This is a genomic window from Acinetobacter sp. LipI_23 (genome assembly GCF_058243045.1).
Map to the genome: position 1 here is coordinate 2667288 of NZ_JBZAYJ010000001.1, position 21912 is coordinate 2689199.

The following is a 21912-nucleotide window of genomic DNA, read 5'->3' on the forward strand; positions in this document are numbered from 1 at the left end:
TCACATACTGAGATCTGTATTAGCCAACACCTGAGAAAGAGAAGAATTTAAAGCTCCTAACCAATCAAAGAGTTCAATAACATCAAGTCGCCTATCAAGATTTTCTACTTTTGCTATATAGGATTGTGGCTTTTTCAAAATGATCGAAAGCTCTACCTGAGTCATATCTTTAGACTCACGTATTTGTATTAAATTTAGAATAAGCTTTTGATAGCGTACATCATGTATTGAACTCATACTCACAATGTTGAACTATCAACGAAAATATCCCAAAATAGGATATTTTATTTATTTCTAAGACTTTACTCCCAATGACGCAATACAGCAGCCTAAGACAACATCTAGCAAAATTTTTCTGTACATGTGTATTTGAAAATTATCAGTTTAAGCAGATAAGAAATAACTTTATTCTGCACTACCCTCAATACAAATCTCAAAAATTTTATGGAGCTATCTATCATTTTGTACAGACACTTGTACTGTTCAGGTATATCTCAGTTAATCGAAATTTAACTGTCTTTAGATACAGCTATAACGGATTAAAAAATGCACCGCTTTCTCTACTTCAAGAAATGAGTAGAGAAAATCTAAGAATACAATTAATCAAAGACCAATTGAGTGCAACTCAAGCGAAGCTAAATATTGAAGTTGAACTTGAACTTTATAGAGATAAAATGAATATATATCCGTCAATGAAAGATAAAATTCATAAAATCATTATCAAAAAATCTAGTGAAAGAGAAAAACTCATTGCAGAAATCAATGTTTTAAATGAGTTGAAAGGAGTTATTTGAGACCTAGAAGGTAAGAAAAATTCTATATGGTCAGTACCGAATATCGCACCTATCTATACAAAATTGATAGTTAAGTGCGATATTCGGTACTTAACTATCAAGCTATCCCGCTCTATTACTATTTGCATCAACAAGCGATTCAATAGAATAGTAATTTATTTATTGCACTCTCTAACTCCCTAGATTAGCGTTATGGTGAATCATTTTTTTTTGCTTATAAAAAGTACCATTGAAAGTAAGCATATGAAATAAAAATATTTTTAAATTTTATCATATAAAATTTAATCAACTAATAATAGTCGATATACTATGCAAAATTCACTATTCGATAACTACAATGAAGCAAGGCAAATAAAAGATGCTAGAAAAAATACACAGAATTAAAGGGGTTGGATTACTGCACGATGCTGATGGTCGACGTTACAAATTTCAAAAGGCAACTTTTATATATGCCGATAATGGAAGAGGTAAGTCTACCCTAGCCTCATTGCTCAGATCGTGTAGTACGAATAACCCTGCATTAGTAGTCCAACGTCGTACTATTGATGGTACTAATGACCAAGAAGTTGATATTCAGTTTTCAAATGGCGAGAGATCCAAATTTCAAAATGGAAGTTGGGACATATCTCGACCTAACCTTGTTATTTTTGACTCTGATTTTGTAGAACAGAATGTTTATGCTGGAGGTCAAGTCTCTACTGACCAAAGAAAAAACCTATTAAAATTTGCCATAGGTGAAAATGCAGTAGTTGCTCAGCAAGAATATGATCAAGCTGATCAAGAGCTCAGAGAGGCTACAGCGATCATTCGTGACATAACCAGGCAATTAGCTGTCGCACATCAGGGAAAGACTTTAGTCGAGTTTAGAAAGATCCTAGAAGTAATTGATGCGGATGATAAACTTAATACACTAAATAGAAAAATTATCGAAGCACGTGATATTGGATTGATTCAAGCCAAAGCATTACCCCAATTATTACAATATCCAAGCATTAGCGTTGACCCTATTATTGCAATAATGGGAATTTCATATACTAATATTGACCTAACCGCTGAACATCAAGTTAAAGCTCATCTGCACAACAATAAGAAAAATGGGTTAGAGGCATGGATAAGCAATGGACAGCACTATCTTGAGTCAGAAAATTGCCCGTTCTGTGATCAATCCTTAAAAGATGTCGAGCTTATTCAAGCATACCGAAGCTACTTCAATCTAGAATATAAGCGGTTAAAATCAGATGTAGCACAGCTTGAAAAACTAATAAACAACGCCTGCTCGGATAGTATTATCGGTAGCTTGAAGTCCCAATTTGAAGCAGCCAATGCTACTATTGATAGTTGGCAACAGCATCTAGAAGTCACTCGCCCAGCTTTTAATGAAGAAGAAGCTCGCAGAGCTCTTTCAAATATTCGACATATATTAGAAACATTAAAACAGGACAAAGAAAGTAATTTATTAGAAGCGGTTAGCACCGTTGAGCAGTTAAAAAAACTTGATGATGAGTGGCAAATAATCATTAACATTACTCAATCATGCAATAACATTATTGAGAATGCTCTACAACAAATTATGCAATATAAACAAAGCTTAATTAATAGACTTCCTTCATAAATCATTTTTCAATCAATTTAATTGTTTATCTTTCACCCAATCTAAATTGTATATGCCAGCAAGTAAATTAAACCGCAGGTTTAATCTTTTACGACGATTTCTATATACACAAGATAAAATCTTAAAACATTTCATCCTTCCAAATACATGCTCTACTTGAATTCGTCTACGACCAATCTCTCTATTTAACTTTTTTAATTCAGAATCTAGTTTTTCAGTTTTCTTTGCTTTAGATGGCATGAGGCATCCAAAACCCAATTTCTTTATCCCTAAATACCCCTTATCAACGATAAAAAAGGGCTTAAATTTTAATTTCCTCATGCTTTTTTTAAATATTTTAAAATCATGCATGCTTCCATGACTTCCACATACACTCAGTATTTCACCTGTTGTATAGTGCATAGATAGCTGAAATTTAAAGGTATGTCGCTTTTTTTTACCGCTATACCATTTCTTCTGTTTTTTTTGGACGTTGAACTAATATTTCAGTTGCATCAATCACAACAACTTCCCAATCCACTTCATCTCGATTAGGAAGTTGTTTTGGCAAGTTAAATTTTCCAGAACCGATTAAGGTATCTTCAATAACACGTGTGATACGAATTGCACTCGTTTCAGATACACCGTAACTCATACCAAGATGGAAAAATGTTCGATATTCTCTCCAATATTCTATACATAAGAGCAAACGATCTTCCAACGGTAATTTATGCGGTCGTCCTTTACCAATATGACCAGGTAAATGCTTATTTAGCTCGGCCAACATGAGGTTAAATGTAGCCCAACTAACACCGGTAAGCCTACGAAACTTAACGTCTGATAATTTTTGAATATCTTTGAATTTCATCCAAGGATTATCCCTTGAATTAAATAATTTTGCTGATTAATTTAAGATCAAATAAATTGTACGTTTTTTGATTTATGACGGAAGTCTAATTTAAATATCGAGCAGCTAGAGCAACAGATTACAGAATTAAATTTTGCTAAAATTCGCTTTAGACCTGATGTTGTTGACCTATTTAATCAACTTAGTATAAGTCAACAAAATGAAATTGTTGCACAAACTAAAAAACAAACCAAAAAAGATGTGTTAAATCAGGTTATGCGGACAACTCTAGACAGTTATAGAGAGCGTATTAACGAACTTTTGCGAGGTTTTGGGGCTCAATTTTTCATCCCTCATATTGACTTCAACTATCGCAGTGGTTTGAGAAGTGACTATTCCCTTGAAATGCGTGGAACAAATGTTGCTTTAAGTGGTGGTATTCCAGACTTTAAAACTGCATTAAGCGAAGGTGATAAGAGAACTTTAGCATTTGCTTTTTTCGTTGCATTAACAGAGTCGGACTCTGATTTATCCAACAAAATCATCATTATTGATGACCCTATGTGTAGTTTTGACTTAAATAGGAAGCAACAAACCCGAACAGTTTTAAAAAGATTACATGATAGCTGTATACAACTAGTAATTATTGCCCATGATGTTCATTTCTTGAGAAACTTACGTGATGATATTCTTCGCACTAATGGACCTAATAATATTAAGTTTATTAGATTAAAATCAGTTGCTAATCGTTATAGCGATTTTGGAGATATAAACATTGATCATGAATGTGAAAGTGCATATTTCAAAAGCCACAGGCTATTAAATGACTATATGAGTGGTAATGTTCAAAGTAGTATGGAAGTAGCAAGAACAATTAGACCAATGCTTGAAGGCTATTTACATAGAAGGTTTCCTGGACGTATTAATTCAGGCCATTTATTCGGTGAAGTAGTTAATCAGATAAACAATGCCCAACATCCATGTCCTCTTGTTCACGCCCAAAATATTACCAATGAATTGAATGAAATAAATCGCTACGCGAGTCAATTTCATCATGATACAAACCCAGCTGCCGATCAGGTTGAAGTAATAGATGGTGAGCTACTAAGTTTTGTAGAACGAGCAATTAAAATCGTTCATGCAGGTATAGTTTAGTTTTATCTGATACAAATACCTATCTATGTTAATCTTAATGTAAATCATTGATTAGTATTGGGCTCTTCATTATAGAGCCCAAACTTTCAAATGTTACAATTTGTGCAATATTTTATATAACCTAATATTTATATCCTTTTGTTTTAGATATAAAAATTACAATGATGCTTATACTTTTATAGAATATCCTCTATCCATAACTAAAAAAGCGCCCCTAATATCTATTTCCCATTACAAAAAAATATTCTTTCTTATTCAGTATAAATACTGATTTAAACACCAACATTATTTACTAAAGTAGATACTTAAATATTGATTAAATCATCTAAAATATCTATTAGTGATTGACCATTTTCCCTATCTATTAATCGTGCTGACATCCCTAAAGTGATTGGCATATCTACATCTAAAATTTGATTATCGCCAATAAATAGCATTTGACTCATCGGGTAATCTATTTTTTCTTCTATAATTTCATATATACGTTTTTGGGGCTTAATTGCCCCTACCTCATAACTAAAAATCACGGCATCAAAATAATCTGTAATTATTCCCTTAAGATGCTCACCGTAGGGCATTGCTAGATTTGAACAAAGTGCTATTTTGAGACCACTTTTCTTTAAATATTGAAGTGTTGAAATTACATCTGGGTAAATTTGAATAGTCTTCAACTCTAAAGCAAGATCCATATTCATTGCTTCTAGTAACTCTACTGGCAATTTTTCACCAAAAAAATCTCCCCATTTCTTAAAATCAAAATTATGGGACATAATTATTCTAGCATCCTGATTAGAAGGTGTTCTGCCATTACTTCTAAGCCATTTCATTAATTTAAGATATGGAGACCGTCTTCCCCCAATTTTAATGAGTGTTCCAAATGCATCAAAAACCACTACCTTAGGTAAAGCATCCATACCAACAGCCCTTCTCAACGAATAAATTAGATTAAAAGTTCACATCTAATATGCTAGTATTTTATTACTCAAATATTCTTTTGCGAGTAGAAGCTTTTCTAAATTTAGGTCTTTAACTAGGACCTAGGCATGCACAGAAGACTTAGAAATCTTTCTAAAACTATTCATTTCATTGCTCTGATAATCGCCTCTCTATTTAGCTATTTTATCTAACTAAAGAGTCTCTAAAAAGTCAGTAGCCATCCTAGAAGGCCTTCAGGAACTCTGCCGATAAACCACTATTTTTTAATCAGTTATAGCCATCATTCCCTTACCAGAAGACTACAAGCTAAAATACAGATCAAAGCAATATATTGAAACGATAAAAAATGTCGCCCAAATAAGCTAATAAAACTTATTTTAAAGCTTATCATCTTGAAAATTGCTATAATTTAGGACCATTTTCAATAGCGTGTAATTAAGATATCTATGGATTCTCCTATTACTCAAGCACAATATGATCTATTTATGCCAGATGCTGTAAATGACTTGTCGAAAATAGACTATACATCCTCTGCAAATGCTATCGAAACTGTGAAACCAGATACTAATATGATGTCCCAAAAAAATTCTTTATCGAACTATGAAGACTACGTATCAATCCTTTCTCCAATGATTGAATTACATACACCTAATGGTAGTAACCCGAAAGCTGTCTTAGATCAATGGCTACATGCGATAAAATATGATAGCGAACTATATTGCGACAAAATGATCAGCAACTCTGATGAATTGAAAAAACTTGTTCTTGCAACTTTAAGAAATAATGAACTTAGCCTTTTTGATGCAAATAATCAAAGAGGAACATTCACTTTTATTGACTTGTTCGCAGGGATAGGTGGAATTCGCACAGGTGCTGAACGCAATAATGGTGTGTGTGTCTTCTCATCTGAGTTTGATAAATTTGCTCAACAAACTTATAAGCTAAATTATGGTGAACTACCCTTTGGTGATATTACCAATATTGCTGCTGAAAATATTCCATACCATGATCTTTTACTCGCAGGCTTTCCATGCCAACCATTCAGTTATTCTGGCAAAACGGAAGGCTTCGAAGACAAAACAAGAGGAACGTTATTCTTCGATGTCCTACGTATCTTAGAAGCAAAAAAGCCAAAGTATGCTTTGTTAGAAAATGTCAAAGGCTTTAAGTCGCATGACAAAGGCAAAACGATGGATACTGCTTTAAATGCTTTAGCTGAGGCTGGGTATAATCCATATTGGACTATTCTTAATAGTTATGATTATGGCGTACCACAATTTCGAGAACGTTGGTACTGTATTGCAATTCGTAAAGACGTTGATAATGGTACATTTTCTTTTCCTGATAACCACGAAAGATCTACAAATCTTAGAAGTATCATTGATTTAGACAACAATGACCCCTCCCTCAAATTGAGTAAATTTGAAATCGAAAGAATCAAATATCATTTTGCTAATTACCATTTAAATGAACGAGTTGAACATGATAGTTCAATGTATGAGCCACATACAAAAAAGGGGAAACATGGTGTATTTTCTTACTTGAAAGCTGATGGTGCATTACGTTTTCATGTTGGTGACTTTGCTAAAACTCAAATTCAGGAAGCTTTTTATGCTTCACTTGACACATACTCTCCAACAATTATTGCCAACCGAGTGCCTAAGCTTTGGGACCTAGAGAGAAAACTTTCTGTCCGTGAAGCATTAAGACTTCAAGGTTTTGATGATAATTTCAAATTTGATGTTTCGAATGCTCAAGCCTATAAGCAGCTTGGTAACTCTGTTACGGTATCAGTCATCCAAGCGATTTTAAAAAAATTATTGAATCATTAAAGAGAGCATTCATACAAAATGGACTTATATATTTCACTTGAAAATCTATTAAAAGCAAGAAAAAAAATACAGGGATGTTTAAAAAAACCCGATACATTCGCAGGTATTGTGATACTTTTATTAAGCTCTAGAAAAATACAAGACTATTACTATCAAGCAGATATGGGGAAATTCTCCGAGATTGCTAATAAAGGTTTTACCTTAAAAGATGTAAGGGCTAGAAGTAGTGAAAAGAATTGGTATTCTTTATTCACACCTAAATGGACAGAAAGAGCTTTAGCTTCATTTCTAAGCGACAAACCAATTAACATTTATACTTTACTTGTAACGATATTCTGGCAACAAAATAAGGAATTTATTGAAAAACAAAAAAATTATTTAAAAGAAATAATTGGAAATCAAGATTTTGACAACTTATTTACCGAAGATATAGAAAATTATTTTACTGAAGACAGACCAATTTCTCGCGAATTTTTTTATAAGGCAGTTAAAGGTAGCATTACTGATACTAATTCAACAATTAAATATGATGGCTCTTTTATTGTAAAAGATGCAGGAGACTTAAGTGCATCGCCTTTCTCTCAAACCCTATACTCTGGACTTGAGATTAAACAGATCATTAGTATTTTTGATTTTAACATTATTGGTGAATTTAATTTAAATACAAATCCGATTAAAGAATTAACATCTCTCAGTTCTTCGGGCAACATTGCAGAAAAAACTTCTAGCCCCGCTATAAAAGGCCAAAATATACTTTTTTATGGCATTGCAGGGGTTGGGAAAAGCCACCACATAAAACAATTCATTGGAGAAGATGAAAGCATCATCGAGCGCACCGTCTTCCACCCTGATTATCTTAATACTGATTTTGTTGGGCAAATTCTTCCTTCAGTAAATGATAAAGGGCATATCGATTACCAATTCAAAGCAGGTGCTTTTACCAAAGTTCTTAAGAAAGCTATTCAAGAGCCAAACCAACAATATTATTTAGTCATCGAAGAGATTAACCGAGGTAATGCTGCTGCTATCTTCGGTGAAATTTTTCAACTACTTGACCGTAAAATTGATGGCTCAAGTAGTTATCGTATCTCACACGACTTAATGGCATCCTATATTTTTAATGATCCTAATCAGACCATCTATATCCCACGTAATCTTAGTATCCTTGCGACTATGAACACTGCAGACCAAAACGTCTTTACTCTTGACACTGCGTTTCAAAGACGTTGGACTATGCGGAGGATTGCAAATAATATAGATAATTGTTCATACAAGAATAAATCCATTTTAGATACAAATATAACTTGGCAATCTTTTAATACTACTATTAATGAATTTATCCTCGACGTTAACAAGGATACATTATCATCTGAAGACAAACGCCTTGGAGCTTATTTTGTTCGTTCAGTTGAATTAGATATGCCAATAAATTTAGATGATGGCCTCCCCTTTGCAGAAAAAGTTATAAAATACCTCTGGGATGATGTATTTAAATTCAACAAATCAGTTTTATTCAAGGATAATCTTAATAGTCTCGACAAGGTATTAGATTTTTTTGAAAAACACTCCGGGATAGAACGATTTGATATTTTCAATAATCAAATCCTAGATAGGCTTAAATTAGCTTCCCAAACAATTCAGACAAGCAAAAGTACCGATGAATCATAATTTACTGCAATATTGTAGTCATGCTAGGGAGCGCGAGGATTTTGTTGGTATTCGTCTTGAATATGATGAAAAAATAAATAAGTCTCGCCCATATATTATCTTTCCTTATGGCTACAATTACACATCGAATGATGACATTCTTGTCTTAATCAAAGTACTTAAAGATTATCAACATAGTCTTAACATATTTGGCACTAATCAGTTCAGTGAGGAACAAACAAAGCCAAAAAGTTTTCCTATAAAGTCCTATATTTTTGTAATTCAAGACTATTTGAATAATGGTTACTATACTGAACGTGAAGCAATCTATGCGAGCCGAACACATGGGAAAGTTAATTGGGGACGCACTATCAAAAAAGAAAAACCAGTCGTCCAAAAAAATGGAGCCATCTATCTAAATTTACAAACTCGTCTACATCATAGTAATGATGAGCACATTATGACTGAGATTAGCAAGCACTGTGTCTACGAAAGCTTTATTAAATTTGCTTGGTACTATGGGTTATCTACCCCTACAAAACCCCAAACTAAACTTAGAAAGACAAAATTTTTAGCAGTCTTGAGAGACAAACTACACAGAGCTAATAAAGATTTAGAAAAACAATTATTTCAAAGCATGATCGATGTATTAGAGAATATCGATGAGACTGATAAAAATCAGGAATACTTTACCTTTGGAACAAAGCGTTTCGAAATGGTATGGGAAAACCTAATTGACAGAATTTTTGGTACAGAACATGGTATTGAAAAGTCCAAATACTTCCCTAAAGCAAATTGGCATATCTTTGATAATGAAGGCTTAGAAACCAATCCCTTAGTACCCGATACAATCATGATAAATCATGATACTAAGAGCTTATATGTAATAGATGCCAAGTATTATCGCTATGGTATTACTAACTTTACTTCCCATTTGCCTAATATGTCATCTATCGCAAAACAAATCACTTATGCTCAGTTTATAGATAGTAATCTTAGTTTTAAAAAAGTTAGAAACGTTTTTATTTTGCCATTTAACTCTAATGAGAATAATTTACTAAACTACAAATGTAGTGGTTGGGCGGTAGCCAATTGGGTAGAAGATGTTTGTGATTATAAAAAGATCTATATTATTTTGGTCGATACCAAACATCTCATGACTAATACCAGTTTAGCTAACATTATAGAAATTAAAAAGTTATCTGATATTATTGAAAAATATGATAAAGATTCTAAAAGCACATAAAATTACTCCTCTAAACCTAGTTATACTTTAGGATTAAAGAATGAATTCAATGCTCAAAGCCAGTAAATTAATTTATAAGAAAAAATGACTTTCCGCCTACAGTAATAGATCTACGATATTAAAAGCATATCCCCCTATAATTATTAATTTTTCCGTCATTTTCTTATTTTTTATTGTTTTTTTAAATTGTATACATTGTTAAAAAAACAAATTTCAATTTTCCCCTACCTACTTTTCCTTCAAAGCTCCATACATCCCTCAATCCGTCTATGCTTGTAAGAATCAACAGTTACACTGACCATTAAATAAACACAACATATAGATTTTTTAAAGAGCCTATACACCATATGATGGGATCTATATAATGATCGCATTCATTCCATTGCGATAGAATGAAACCAAATTTTGAGATATCTTTAATAGGATATTTCTAGATGTGAAGCTACATCAAACTTATTGGCTCGAAAAGATGTATACATTTTTTCACTATTTTTTTCAAGATAAGTAATTATCTAAATGTAAATAAAGGTTTTTTTTAATGTATACATTTTTAACATCAATAGAATGTCAGTAATAACCTCCCCTAACCCCTCCTAAAAGGAGGGGAATTACACCAAACTTATTGAGGTGTGAAAGTCCCTCTTTTAAAAGAGGGACTTAGAGAGATTAAAAAATTAAAGACAACCTAGGAAATCACCATGCTCCATATGACACATAACTATATGTTAGGTCTTGCGACCTTGGTGATTTCCTTTGTTATTTTGTTTTATATGCCAATTGCCTACTTTTGGGTAAAAGCAAATCAAGCAAAAAAGCGTAAGCAAAATAAGTAGTTTTGATTTTTTTAAATAGAATTACTTATTTTGATTATGTAGAAATACAAAATCAAATCTAGATCAAAGATTATGAAAAGTAATTAGAGATTTAGAAAACATTTGAGAAAAATGTTGGGGATATTGGCGTATCCCCCCCATCAATCTCAGAGAACCAAGAATATGGTTGACTGAAGACTTTCGCTAAAGAAAGTAAACAAATCTTCGTTTACTTTGAGTTTTGAGTCAACCGTTAATTCTTACATTTAATCTAAAACCATGTTTTTAAGAGTTTTAAAAATGAAAGTTTATTTTCAGTTATTCATCACGCAAGTATCAGGAGATTTTTATGCACAACATGTGTTTAAGTTACGATCTAAATAATAAACCACGCTCAAATTATTCCAAGATTTATCAAACTCTTGAACAATATGAGCATGAACGATTACAAAAGTCGATTTGGTTATTAAAAACAACTAAATCTGCTGATGAAATCATGAAAGATTTTAGGCATTGTGTTGATCAGAAAGACCGTCTTGCGGTTTTTCCAATCGACCAAAATTTGTTAAACATTTTAAAGGAATAGAGAGCCCCACCATTTAATAGTCATATGAAATGGTTTTGAAATAGGAAGAGATTTATAATCTCCTCCTATTTCAAATGGGGTTCACCTAATTTCTAATTAAGGAGAACTCCATGTCTATCCTAAGTTGGGACGATTTCGAAGATGATTCGCAAAAACCGGCTGCACCTGAACACAAGTCTGCGCCCGTCGAACCGCAAAAAGCGGCTAATCCGCAGATGGTATCTGCTGCAGAGCAACCACAGAAGAATGTGGCAACTGCACAACCCGCTTCAACCGCTCGAAGCCGATCAACAAATCCAGCCGATCCGCTGGCAAGAGCATCTAACGCCTTAGAAAGCTTAGATGTTGCTCCAGGTCTAGAAGAACTAGAAATGGGTGCGCAACGTGTACAAGTTGACGACAAAGCGATGATTAACTGTCGTGCGGACTTAAACCAACTTGTACCGTTCAAATACGAATGGGCTTGGCAAAAATATCTAGACGGTTGTGCAAACCACTGGATGCCACAAGAAGTGAACATGAACCATGACATCGCGCTTTGGAAGTCTGAAAATGGCTTAACTGAAGACGAACGTACCATTGTTATGCGCTCTCTTGGTTTCTTCTCGACAGCAGACTCATTGGTTGCAAACAACTTGGTATTGGCGATTTACCGTCACATCACCAACCCTGAATGCCGTCAGTACATTTTGCGTCAAGCCTTTGAAGAAGCAATTCACACTCACGCTTACCAATACTGTATCGAATCTTTAGGTATGGATGAAGGCGAAGTCTTCAACATGTACCGCGAAGTTCCATCAGTTGCGCGTAAAGCGGCTTGGGGCTTGAAATATACGCAGTCTTTATGTGATCCAACCTTCCAAACTGGTACACCAGAAAACGATCAAATCTTACTACGTAACTTGATCGCGTTCTACTGTGTTCTTGAAGGGATCTTCTTCTACTGTGGTTTCAGCCAAATCTTGTCGATGGGCCGCCGTAATAAGATGAATGGTGTTGCTGAGCAATTCCAATACATCTTACGTGATGAGTCGATGCACTTGAACTTTGGTATCGATATGATTAACCAAATCAAGATCGAAAACCCAAGCTTGTGGACTGCTGAATTCCAAGAAGAAATCATTCAAATGATTCTTGAAGGTACGATGCTTGAAATCGAATATGCGCGTGACACTATGCCACGTGGTGTATTGGGTATGAATGCTGCGATGATGGAGGAATACTTGAAATTCATCTGTAACCGCCGTTTAGCACAGTTGGGCTTGCCTGAGCAGTTTGCTGGTGTGAACAATCCATTCCAGTGGATGTCTGAAATGATGGACTTGCGTAAAGAGAAGAACTTCTTCGAAACACGTGTGACAGATTATCAGACTGGCGGCGCGTTGAGCTGGTAAGGTAAAGCATCCGTCACGCGACACATAAGTTGTCATAGAAAAAGGCTGCTATTTGCAGCCTTTTTCTATTAGAAACAAATTATAGTAATTCTTTGATCATACTTATTGAAATCAAATATTCTTGATGATCATCTCTAAATTTACAGAGTAGCGTACTTCTGTACTTTAATCTTTTTCACAGCGCAAAAAGGCTTTTATTCAAAATCACATATCACCAGCTGCCAATAAATCATGATGTTTATCACAATATATTCATTATACCAAGTATAATTCATGTCATTATTCACACTTACAAAGATCCATAAAGGTATATCGACCAATGATTTTGGGGCAAGTTTGTTATTTAAAAAAATGAATCTACTATCTTTCTTGGGCCATTCAGGCATTTCATTATAAGATCTAATAGAATTTCCTAAATCCAACTCCTTAACGAGGATCTTCTCCAAGCATTCACAAATATGTATTTCCTTACTTTTCACTGAAATTTCTCAACACTCTTTCCCCCATCTTACTGAAAAACAAATATTTAGAGATAGATCACTATATACAGAAATAACTCCCCAATTATAAAAATATTCTGTATATGGTTTTACATCATCTACTTTTTTATTCGAAAATTGTGTTTTATCAAAATAACCTAAAAGACTATCCATCTTTAGATCAAATTCATCATAAGATTCATATACAAGTTTAAAATTAATTAATTTTAATTTATCCTGAATATAAATTATATTTAATTTAAATTTTTCATTTAAAAAAACCACAAACGAATTTTCATAAAGAACATTTAACTCATTATAACTTTCACCCTCAAAATAAAAGTCACTTAGCCTATAATCAATTAAATTTCCAATTACATGTATATCACCAGTATTACTATTAAAATTCAGTCTATACACAAATAAAAACCCATAAATTTAAATATAAAAAATAACAACAACAAAGAAACCTTAAATAAAATTTATTACAAAAAAAAATTATTTATTCGATATAAGCTTTTATTAATTATTTCAATTAACTAAAATTTTACAAAACCTAGACAGCAACCAATCAAAATTCACCCAGCACAGAATATTAATTAAAAATACAAACTCATAGAAATATCACCTTGCCTCGGATCATAAGAAAAATTTATCTCGTCCCAGTTATGCTTCTTTTTTTTAATGAAACTTTAGTTGGGTGCTCAACAATAAAGTCATCATCAGTTAACACATATTTTTTCTTAAACCTTTTTAATATTTTTGATTTTAATAAATGATTATCAAAAAAATCAGATTTTTCAAATAGAACATATACAGTATTGCTACTTTTCGAGATCAGCAATTCAATATCATCACTCAAATATTTAAGATCTATTTTTCTAAATCTATAACTACTAACATCTTCTTCAAATAAAGACATTGGAAAAATATTAGCTCCAAAATTTAATTCATCTCTGTCCACTAAGATCTTTTTACTATCTAAAACAACTTTACAATCCATACCTATTTCTCATAATTAAAGTTAAATGATAATTTAAAATTTTTATTATCAGTATTTTCAATGAAAATTTGTGCCCCCACCAATCCAAAGATATCAATTTTATAGAGAACAACCTCATAAAAAAGAGATATTCTTTCCCATAATATTGCCGTTTTAGTAGGATATTTTTCAGTGCAAGCAACTAAAGATTTAGACATTACTATTTTTAGCCTGCCCACTTGCGTGCTTAACTAACACTCCGCTTCCTTCACCTTGATTCACTCAATAAGATTCGAAGCATAAGCATATACATTACACCTATTTAGAAGCCCAATTAGATCTTTTGAAATAAAATGATCTACATAAAATTAACAATGATAATGACAGTTATAACAGTATTACTCTTTCTTATAAAAATTATATTTATACATTATGAATCTTCATTGTAATTGAATAATCTTGCCTAATCGCATTTAACTCTATACTACCCCACTCCAGTTCGAAAAATGATTTCCACTCTTGTTTTTTTGGTTTTATGTTTACTTCTTTTGTAACGAAACCACTTAACTCTACAAGTTTCTTTTTTAAACAAGTATCATCATAACAATCCTCATCAAATGTTAAGAAAAAATATCTAACAAAATCACCATCCTTAAATATAATATTCAAACTAAAATTACATTCAAAAAAAACAACTTCAAAGCCATAAGTATCAAAACCATTCACTTTAAGATGTTTTTTCAAAAAAATATTATTTGAAATAAATTGTTCATTATTAAAAAAAAACTCACTCTTATTAATAAATAGATTTCCTGTTGATTTATTTAGCTCTAAATTCATTATCTACTCCAAATTAAATAATTTACCAATTGCTTCCAAATAATTTTTATCTTTATTCATTACAAATATCTGCTGTCCACCACCCGTTCCTAAATGCGGATTTTCTTTAGCAAAACCTTGTGCAATACAAATATCTTGAGTAACTACAAATTGGTGTAACTGCTTCCTCACTTTATATCTTGAGCCAGGTGTATTTTCATCATGAGATAATTGTAATGCATCATTATATGCTCTTGCTCCTTTACCTTGCATTTTCAATACTTGCTGAGTTTTACCAAAATAATTAGGAGTTGGATTTTTTAAAGGATTTTCATCTCTTCCATGGGGATGTAATGTATATAAAATTGTTCCTTTTTTTAAAACTACATTTTTATAACTATCTTTACCTGGGTAAGGGTCTTTACCTTGCCATGATCTCGCAGATGCTGAAGGATTTCGTCCTTCACAAGGATTGCCTGGACAAGGTTTCTTCTTAGATGAAACCCCTCCCCCCTTTCCACTACTTCCTTTCGAACCTTTTACTCTTGCTAACCCTCTCGGATCAACCCAATCAATAGGATTCGGCGCATAAGCATAAACATTATGCCCACCTAAAAGCCCAATTGGATCTTTAGAAATAAAGCGCCCTACGTAAGGCGAGTAGTAACGATGACGGTTATAGTGAAACCCTGTTTCTTCATCAAAATACTGCCCTTGGAAGCGAATATTATTTGAAATGATTTCACTATTTTCAAAGAAGTTTGATTTCACTTTCTCTGCTTTACATTCACCCCAAGCTTTATATTGTGCCTTCCAAATGATCTGACCACTAAGATCACTCATCTCTTGTGGAGTCCCCAAATGGTCACAGTGATAGAACCAAACATCATCAAAGCCTTGACTACTCTGAGTCTTTTTCCAAAGTAAATCACGAGTAAAACTATATTTATCATCCCAAACAGGTGTTGTATGCACCTGTATAGGCGTTTGATAAACGGCTTGAATTAAGGGAGTAAAGCTGTCTTTTTCATAAATATAATGCTTGGTATATGACTCATTTGACTCATATGCTAACGTATCACCATCCCATCCATAAACAAAATCCAACTCTTGACCTGTATGATGGTGCTTACTTCTTTTTGCTAAACGTCGCCCCATCAGATTGGGTAATTGTGGTTAAGCTGCCATTCTCATCAAATTCATATTCATTGACCGCTGCGTCAGTATCAATATGTCTAACTACACGACTACATTCATCTCTGAAATACCATTCTCCCAACCCATCTGGGTAAACAATACGGTAGGTATAACTAAAATGCCTGTATATTTAAAATATGTTAAATTATTATTTCTCATTTATTCTACTTTATTAGTAACCTCTAAATACCAAATTGTTTCTCCCCAATAACTTTCAATTTCTGGAAAAATTTCCCCTTGATTAAAATATCGTGATCGAGATTGATTCGCAGGGCTCCACCAGTTGCCTGACTGAGGGCAAATTTGACTAGCTAATGCCTTAATATTTTCCACATACACAGAATTATCAGAACCACCTTCATCAGCAATTCTTTCAATCAACACCCAGTTCACTTCTGCATATAATGTTTCATATGTTTCAGGATCATGTCCAACAGCAAGAACACTGGCAACACCATTATTCTCCTCCTCACTTGCTGCCATAAATTCAATTCGCTCCCCCTCCCCGTCTTGACACAAATAAATACCTGTTTTTTCTAATTTTTCATTAGACTTAACCATCATTTCTGGATTTATACGGTAAATTGGATAGCTATTCGGTAAATCAAGCTTAATATCATTAAATAAATCATTTTTTTTAAAATCGTGGATGAGAGTATCCATATCCCAAGATGTAGGGTATGTACTTTCTATAATTGAGGCGTACTGTCTTGCAATTGAATAATAATCCCAACATTGTTTAACTTTTTCATAAGATAAATCATCCATCCAATGTAGAGAAAATTCACTTAAACCTTTATCATTAGAACGAATCTCAGAAGCACAATATAAATAAGTGAAATCCCCAGATTTTATTTTTGCATAAGCAATATCTATTCGATCCATTGTCCCTCTTAAATTTGGTAAAACCGTCTCTCCCCAATTAATATCTGCCTGTTCTGGCAATGGTAAATCTCTTAGATTATAAGGAAGATTATGCATATATATTTCAAACAACTCTTCTAAACCATCTAAGAAAAGATGATAGTTATTTCGCATGGTTTCAAAAAACTCTAATGAACTAAATTGTTCCAATAGATAAGCAACTTTAGGATTAATTCTATAAATCATATTATTTCTCAATATATTATCTATAATTTTATTTGGATTTATGTTCCAAACGAGGAGCCAAAGAAAAATCTCCCCTTTGAGTTTTTAAAGTAGGAACTCCTACCACTGAAAAATCACCAATTGTTGTATCAGTCCCATATCCCCAACCTGTTAGCTTACGCTTACTTAAACCCGATGGGATTAAATCTTTAGGGTCTAGTACAACTTGTACGCCACCACCTCTTAAATAAAAGTCACCACGTATTTGAGATGCCGCAGGACCTTCCCATGCATATAATTTCTTACCTTTTGGAACCGTATATTCCAAATATTCACCATTACTATTCCAACTTGCCCATACAGCAAATTTATCACGCCATTCTTCTCTATTTTTTAACTTTTCAAATTCGGACTTCCTCATCCAACAAATACTATTATCCAAACTTCCTGGTGCTAAAACGCGAACTAACACTTCACCTTCATTAAATGTCTGAGCTTTAATCAAGCCCTTTGCGAAAGTATCATATTTACCCTTTAAAGGATGAGAGAAACCACTTTTTAAAGCTAATTGAACATTTCCTAAGCTTGGGTGTAAAGGAGTTTTTGAGGTTTTTGGGTCAATTTTAGCTTCAGGGAAAGGTACGATTTTATTTTTTGGAAGTACATGAACCCAATTAGGTCTACTTTTTCTAAAAGCTTCTAATTCTTCTGCATCTGAAACTCGTCTCAATCGAGTTACATTTTTTACATTTGTTGTTGCTTTAAATGCAGCATCGCCTTCTTTATCTATTCGAACTGCTAACTTTTCTAAAAAATTTTGAACTGGTTTTAAAAATTTTCCTAGTTCTTTATTCGCAGAATTTCTAACTTCAATTACGACATTCAACAATTTTTTAGCTTTAAGTGCTACGCCTTTACTTGCATACTTATCAATAAAACTAACGGTTTCTTTCAAATACTTAATAAGCTTATCAAATACTTCTAATAACTCCTTAGTTCTGAGCTTTCCCTTAACTTCACGAATTTTAGTTGAAGTAGATTTATACACATTAGTAATTTTAGCTTCTTTTAGGGCTTTTTTGACTGCGGGCCGTGCCAAAAATTTATTTAATTCCTTAATACCACTTTCGATTGACGGTTCTGCAATTTTATAAATATTTGCACCTGTTAATTGTGCTAATTTTGCTGTGGGCCTCAGCATAAAACGGCGAACAGGAGCGAGAACCACTTTAAATATTCCTTTGAAGAGAGAACCTAATACAGGAAACAGTCCAATTAAAGTTAGAATCAAACCAATCCATGCCCATGGATTACTATTATCTTCTTTAATTTTAGAACAATTTGCACAAATATCCCTTACATCACATATTTGGTCTACAAATGGGATCATTGAAATTACGGTACCAGTCACAATTTGAGCAGTAGATTGTTCCTCAGCAAAATCACCTTGAATTACAACCCAAAGCCAATCTGCAATATCCGTGAGACTTTCCTGTCCTTTTTTTATTGCCTTGTTTACTGGAGCTGCTATCGCAGCCATTGCATTAAGTAGATCTTTTTTTGATGGTAAGAAATCAGTCATTATTTTCATTCACTTCTTTTTTTAATTCATTCAACTGATCTAAAACTAAATCATATAAACCCCATGGCTCATCTATATAATCACGTTGTTCATACTCAACTTTAATTGCTTTTTGCGGTACATTATCATGATGAGCTTTCCCAAGATCATCTAATTTTCCTTCTATAATTTGATTACCTTCAAAATAAATTTTATAACCTAAATTTGCAAATGGCTCATTTTCAGCATCTAAATGTTCTAATGCAATCCAATTTTTATTATTAAATTTAGGTAACACTGGAGATTGGTTTTTTACACTGGCCCCACTTTGGAACACATGCTGTGTTGCATTCACTCTAAATTCACCGCCTGTTTTCAGGGAAATCCCTGAACCATTTAAGGTGATTTGTGATGTAGCCCCTGTGATGACAATCTCTTTAGGACTGCTAATTTCGATACGGTCCTCAGTCGAGGAAATAATGATGCCTTTTTTAGCAAGTATATCCAATGCATCCGATTGGGCTTGGATCTCAACTTTACTCTGTGCTGCTACTGCTTTGATCCCACCTTGTGCAGCAAACAAGCTCAGTTTGTTTTGCGCCTGAGCAATCCAGTTCTTTTGAGTGCTGAAGTTGATGCTATCGCCTGCAATCTGATTAATTTGTGAATCAGCAGAGAAATGAATATCTTCAGCTGTACTTAGCGCAATTCCGTCAGGTGAATTGAGCAATAAAACTGCCTTTTTGAATTTTGCAATTTTTTGTTCGAGTTGTTCTGCAAATTCTTTAAGCTGCTCAAGCGATTCAATTTCATCAGTCTTTTGATTTTTAGCAATATCACTTAAAGCTTTACTGTTCGTCTGACTACCTTCCAGTTGTTTCTTGGCAATTTCAGCATCTAGATGCTCACCTTTGGCTTGATCTTGTTTATACGTGGAAACAAGTAAGCCTTGCCCAGCACGGACAGCTCCCCACTGGTCAGTACGCAGTTCAAAACCTTCACCTCGTCCTTCACTCGTGTCCGTTTCTTTAGGATGACTCAAATTCCCTAAGTTCAGTTGTGTCGCACCATGACTACTTTGTAGCTGGGTACTGATCTGACCCGTCGTGTCATCAAAACGTAGTTGCCCGAAGCCCTCGCCTTGAACCTCTTTTGATCGAATCCCTGCCAGTTTTTTGGTATCAGGCAGTTTGCCTGTATTGTCAAATTTGCTTGGAAGACGTTGTGCTTCATGGATGCGCCCCACGACAAAGGGTCTGTCGATATTGCCATCAAAGAAGTCGATCACCACGATTTCACCAATACGCGGTAAGAAGCGTGCGCCATAACCCTCACCAGCCCAAGGTGTGAGCACATCAACCCAAGCAGAATCTGTGTCATTGTCATTTGAACCTGCACCGCCATCGTGAGTATTGTCTTCACTACGGGTGAACAGGAAACGGACTTTAATACGCCCCCATTCATCCACGTGAATTTCTTCACCACTTGGTCCAACCACTTTCGCGCGTTGTGGTGATGCAATAGGGCGTTGTCGCAGCGGATTGTACTCTGGAACAATGCTGATATTACGTCGTTGTAAAACAAGGTGATTGGCTTGGCGTTCGTCTTTATTATTTGTTGTAATTTCAGCCTGCTGCCAATTGGTTTGCTTCAACAAAGCTGTGATTTGATCGGTCAAATCTTTAGGTAAATTATTCTGATTATAGAATTTTTTGGATGTGATTAAGAATTCTTTGTCTGAACCACTATGTTGATCGATTTCAGGGTGCTCGTTGAGTTCAAACCAGTAACCCACTTGTGCATCTCGTACGGTCGAGGTAGCCATAAATTGCTTGGCTTGTAGGTCGTAATAATGACCAAGATTTTGATTAAACTTTTCAATCTGACCATTGCCTGATTTGGTCGTTCCATCTTCACCTTTAAGGTCTTGTATCCATGCAGGTGAAAAATGCCATGCTTGCTCTAAACCTAGACTGGCGTTGTCTTGATTATCACTATGGCTATGTTTGCTTTGAACTGAACCCGCACCTTCTTCTATTTCTAAAGTATTCGCTTGCCAATGTTGAATATGGACAGATGTTGGTTGTATAGAACGCTGTCCGACAAAATTTGTAATCGAATCACTGCTTTCTACAGCACTGCTACGATGGAAGCGAATATTCTGTCGCTCTAAACTTTGATATTGGGCGTTGTCATCAATCAGTCTAAGTTTTTGCGGCTGAATGGGTTCACTTGAACTGGACACTTTGAGCTGAGACTCATCAATAAGCCAGTTAATCCCCTCTGAAGAGAGCAGCCTTTGAATAAATTCACTGTCCAACTCATTCGCTTGCATAATGAATGGGCGCACATCATATTCTTTGCTTAAACCACCTTTATCCAATGTCAGACTCGAAGCAAATAAGGGACTACGTTGCTGCCACTCGGCAAAAATAGTTTGAACCACCTCAACAACAGACTTCGCCATGAAAACTCTAGAGTTGCGTCGATGCTTCCATAAAGCTGTCGGGTCTTCCACGGTTAAACGATATATGGTTAAAGCGCCATCACTTGCCCCCACATCCGCCTTGGTGATGATGCCTGAAATACGATTGAGTTCTGATTTTTCAGTGACAATATCGACAGCGACTTGACTACCGATGAATTGCTTTAACGGAATATGAGCGGAGGTAGATAAGCAAAGGAGCTGTAACTCTATACCTGCATTCAGTTCATGCGTTCCATCTATGCGCTGAAGGAATACTTGTTCGTTAAGCGAGGTATTGCTGAACTGAATATGAATAGCACGTTTTTGTGCAGTAAGTCCAAGTTGCTCTATTGCAGCATAAATATTATTGGGCATCGTTATTATTAAATTTTAAGTTGTGGCTGATTGTACAAAAGTCTCAAAAAATTTCTTTAATTTTTTGTAACTTTAATAGAATTTTTAAGTTTCAGAGCCTTTT

The 21912-nt window shown here is 34.2% G+C and carries 19 protein-coding genes and 2 pseudogenes; 9 read left to right on the top strand and 12 right to left on the bottom strand.

Annotation, left to right across the window (positions count from 1 at the left end; genetic code table 11):
* Positions 1-237: a helix-turn-helix domain-containing protein gene (locus AC4CVD_RS13130; protein WP_490753268.1), complete on the bottom strand. Its 237-nt coding sequence runs from the start codon at positions 235-237 to the stop codon at positions 1-3.
* 74 nt (positions 238-311) lie between these two features.
* Between AC4CVD_RS13130 and AC4CVD_RS13135 the strand changes: the two genes are divergently transcribed.
* Together AC4CVD_RS13135 and AC4CVD_RS13140 are read left to right on the top strand one after the other, a co-directional pair.
* Positions 312-794 (top strand): hypothetical protein, encoded by a 483-nt coding sequence (locus AC4CVD_RS13135; protein WP_490753269.1) that lies wholly within the window; start codon positions 312-314, stop codon positions 792-794.
* A gap of 358 nt (positions 795-1152) precedes the next feature.
* Positions 1153-2406 carry an AAA family ATPase gene (locus AC4CVD_RS13140; protein WP_490753270.1) on the top strand — a complete coding sequence of 418 codons (1254 nt, stop codon included), beginning with the start codon at positions 1153-1155 and terminating at the stop codon, positions 2404-2406.
* A 12-nt stretch (positions 2407-2418) separates the two neighbouring features.
* Here AC4CVD_RS13140 and AC4CVD_RS13145 read toward each other — a convergent pair.
* Together AC4CVD_RS13145 and AC4CVD_RS13150 are read right to left on the bottom strand one after the other, a co-directional pair.
* Positions 2419-2811 (bottom strand): annotated as a pseudogene (locus AC4CVD_RS13145) (transposase family protein); the annotation flags it as partial.
* A gap of 37 nt (positions 2812-2848) precedes the next feature.
* A complete protein-coding gene (locus AC4CVD_RS13150; protein WP_326942925.1) occupies positions 2849-3172 on the bottom strand; it encodes a helix-turn-helix domain-containing protein in 324 nt (107 codons plus the stop codon).
* 177 nt (positions 3173-3349) lie between these two features.
* Between AC4CVD_RS13150 and AC4CVD_RS13155 the strand changes: the two genes are divergently transcribed.
* Positions 3350-4387 carry an AAA family ATPase gene (locus AC4CVD_RS13155; RefSeq protein ID WP_490753524.1) on the top strand — a complete coding sequence of 346 codons (1038 nt, stop codon included), beginning with the start codon at positions 3350-3352 and terminating at the stop codon, positions 4385-4387.
* Positions 4388-4692: 305 nt separating this feature from the next.
* Here the strand turns inward: AC4CVD_RS13155 and AC4CVD_RS13160 are convergent, their stop codons facing one another.
* Entirely contained in the window at positions 4693-5301 is a 609-nt protein-coding gene (locus AC4CVD_RS13160; protein WP_490753271.1) for an HAD family hydrolase, read from the bottom strand.
* 468 nt (positions 5302-5769) lie between these two features.
* Between AC4CVD_RS13160 and AC4CVD_RS13165 the strand changes: the two genes are divergently transcribed.
* The 6 genes from AC4CVD_RS13165 (at position 5770) to AC4CVD_RS13190 (ending at position 12840) form a co-directional block, all read left to right on the top strand.
* The gene (locus AC4CVD_RS13165; protein ID WP_490753272.1) at positions 5770-7155 is read left to right on the top strand and encodes a DNA cytosine methyltransferase; all 1386 of its coding nucleotides are present in this window, start codon (positions 5770-5772) and stop codon (positions 7153-7155) included.
* A gap of 18 nt (positions 7156-7173) precedes the next feature.
* A complete protein-coding gene (locus AC4CVD_RS13170) occupies positions 7174-8823 on the top strand; it encodes an McrB family protein (RefSeq protein ID WP_490753273.1) in 1650 nt (549 codons plus the stop codon).
* On the top strand, positions 8813-10048 hold the full coding sequence (locus AC4CVD_RS13175; protein ID WP_490753274.1) for an LlaJI family restriction endonuclease: 1236 nt from the start codon (positions 8813-8815) through the stop codon (positions 10046-10048). The genes AC4CVD_RS13170 and AC4CVD_RS13175 overlap by 11 nt, the downstream gene beginning before the upstream one ends.
* A gap of 698 nt (positions 10049-10746) precedes the next feature.
* The gene (locus AC4CVD_RS13180; RefSeq protein ID WP_265102617.1) at positions 10747-10881 is read left to right on the top strand and encodes a hypothetical protein; all 135 of its coding nucleotides are present in this window, start codon (positions 10747-10749) and stop codon (positions 10879-10881) included.
* Positions 10882-11209: 328 nt separating this feature from the next.
* Positions 11210-11446, top strand: a complete 237-nt coding sequence (locus tag AC4CVD_RS13185) for a CRISPR-associated protein Cas2 (RefSeq protein WP_201702632.1) — start codon at positions 11210-11212, stop codon at positions 11444-11446.
* Positions 11447-11556: 110 nt separating this feature from the next.
* Positions 11557-12840 carry a ribonucleotide-diphosphate reductase subunit beta gene (locus tag AC4CVD_RS13190; RefSeq protein WP_490753275.1) on the top strand — a complete coding sequence of 428 codons (1284 nt, stop codon included), beginning with the start codon at positions 11557-11559 and terminating at the stop codon, positions 12838-12840.
* 488 nt (positions 12841-13328) lie between these two features.
* Here the strand turns inward: AC4CVD_RS13190 and AC4CVD_RS13195 are convergent, their stop codons facing one another.
* The 8 genes and pseudogenes from AC4CVD_RS13195 to AC4CVD_RS13230 all read right to left on the bottom strand — a co-directional run bounded on the left by AC4CVD_RS13195 (position 13329) and on the right by AC4CVD_RS13230 (position 21809).
* Positions 13329-13739: a hypothetical protein gene (locus AC4CVD_RS13195; RefSeq protein WP_004982919.1), complete on the bottom strand. Its 411-nt coding sequence runs from the start codon at positions 13737-13739 to the stop codon at positions 13329-13331.
* Between the two features lie 232 nt (positions 13740-13971).
* Positions 13972-14322, bottom strand: a complete 351-nt coding sequence (locus AC4CVD_RS13200) for a hypothetical protein (RefSeq protein ID WP_419276574.1) — start codon at positions 14320-14322, stop codon at positions 13972-13974.
* Between the two features lie 2 nt (positions 14323-14324).
* Entirely contained in the window at positions 14325-14519 is a 195-nt protein-coding gene (locus AC4CVD_RS13205) for a hypothetical protein (RefSeq protein WP_004982921.1), read from the bottom strand.
* A 205-nt stretch (positions 14520-14724) separates the two neighbouring features.
* The gene (locus tag AC4CVD_RS13210) at positions 14725-15141 is read right to left on the bottom strand and encodes a hypothetical protein (protein WP_419276576.1); all 417 of its coding nucleotides are present in this window, start codon (positions 15139-15141) and stop codon (positions 14725-14727) included.
* Positions 15142-15144: 3 nt separating this feature from the next.
* A pseudogene (locus tag AC4CVD_RS13215) lies at positions 15145-16278 on the bottom strand (RHS repeat domain-containing protein); the annotation flags it as partial.
* A 198-nt stretch (positions 16279-16476) separates the two neighbouring features.
* A complete protein-coding gene (locus AC4CVD_RS13220; RefSeq protein ID WP_078390444.1) occupies positions 16477-17427 on the bottom strand; it encodes a hypothetical protein in 951 nt (316 codons plus the stop codon).
* Between the two features lie 28 nt (positions 17428-17455).
* The gene (locus AC4CVD_RS13225) at positions 17456-18988 is read right to left on the bottom strand and encodes a hypothetical protein (RefSeq protein WP_078390446.1); all 1533 of its coding nucleotides are present in this window, start codon (positions 18986-18988) and stop codon (positions 17456-17458) included.
* Complete coding sequence (locus AC4CVD_RS13230; RefSeq protein ID WP_078390445.1) at positions 18981-21809, bottom strand: type VI secretion system Vgr family protein; 2829 nt, start codon at positions 21807-21809, stop codon at positions 18981-18983. Before AC4CVD_RS13230 ends, AC4CVD_RS13225 begins: the two co-directional genes overlap by 8 nt.
* Positions 21810-21912: the final 103 nt, after the last annotated feature.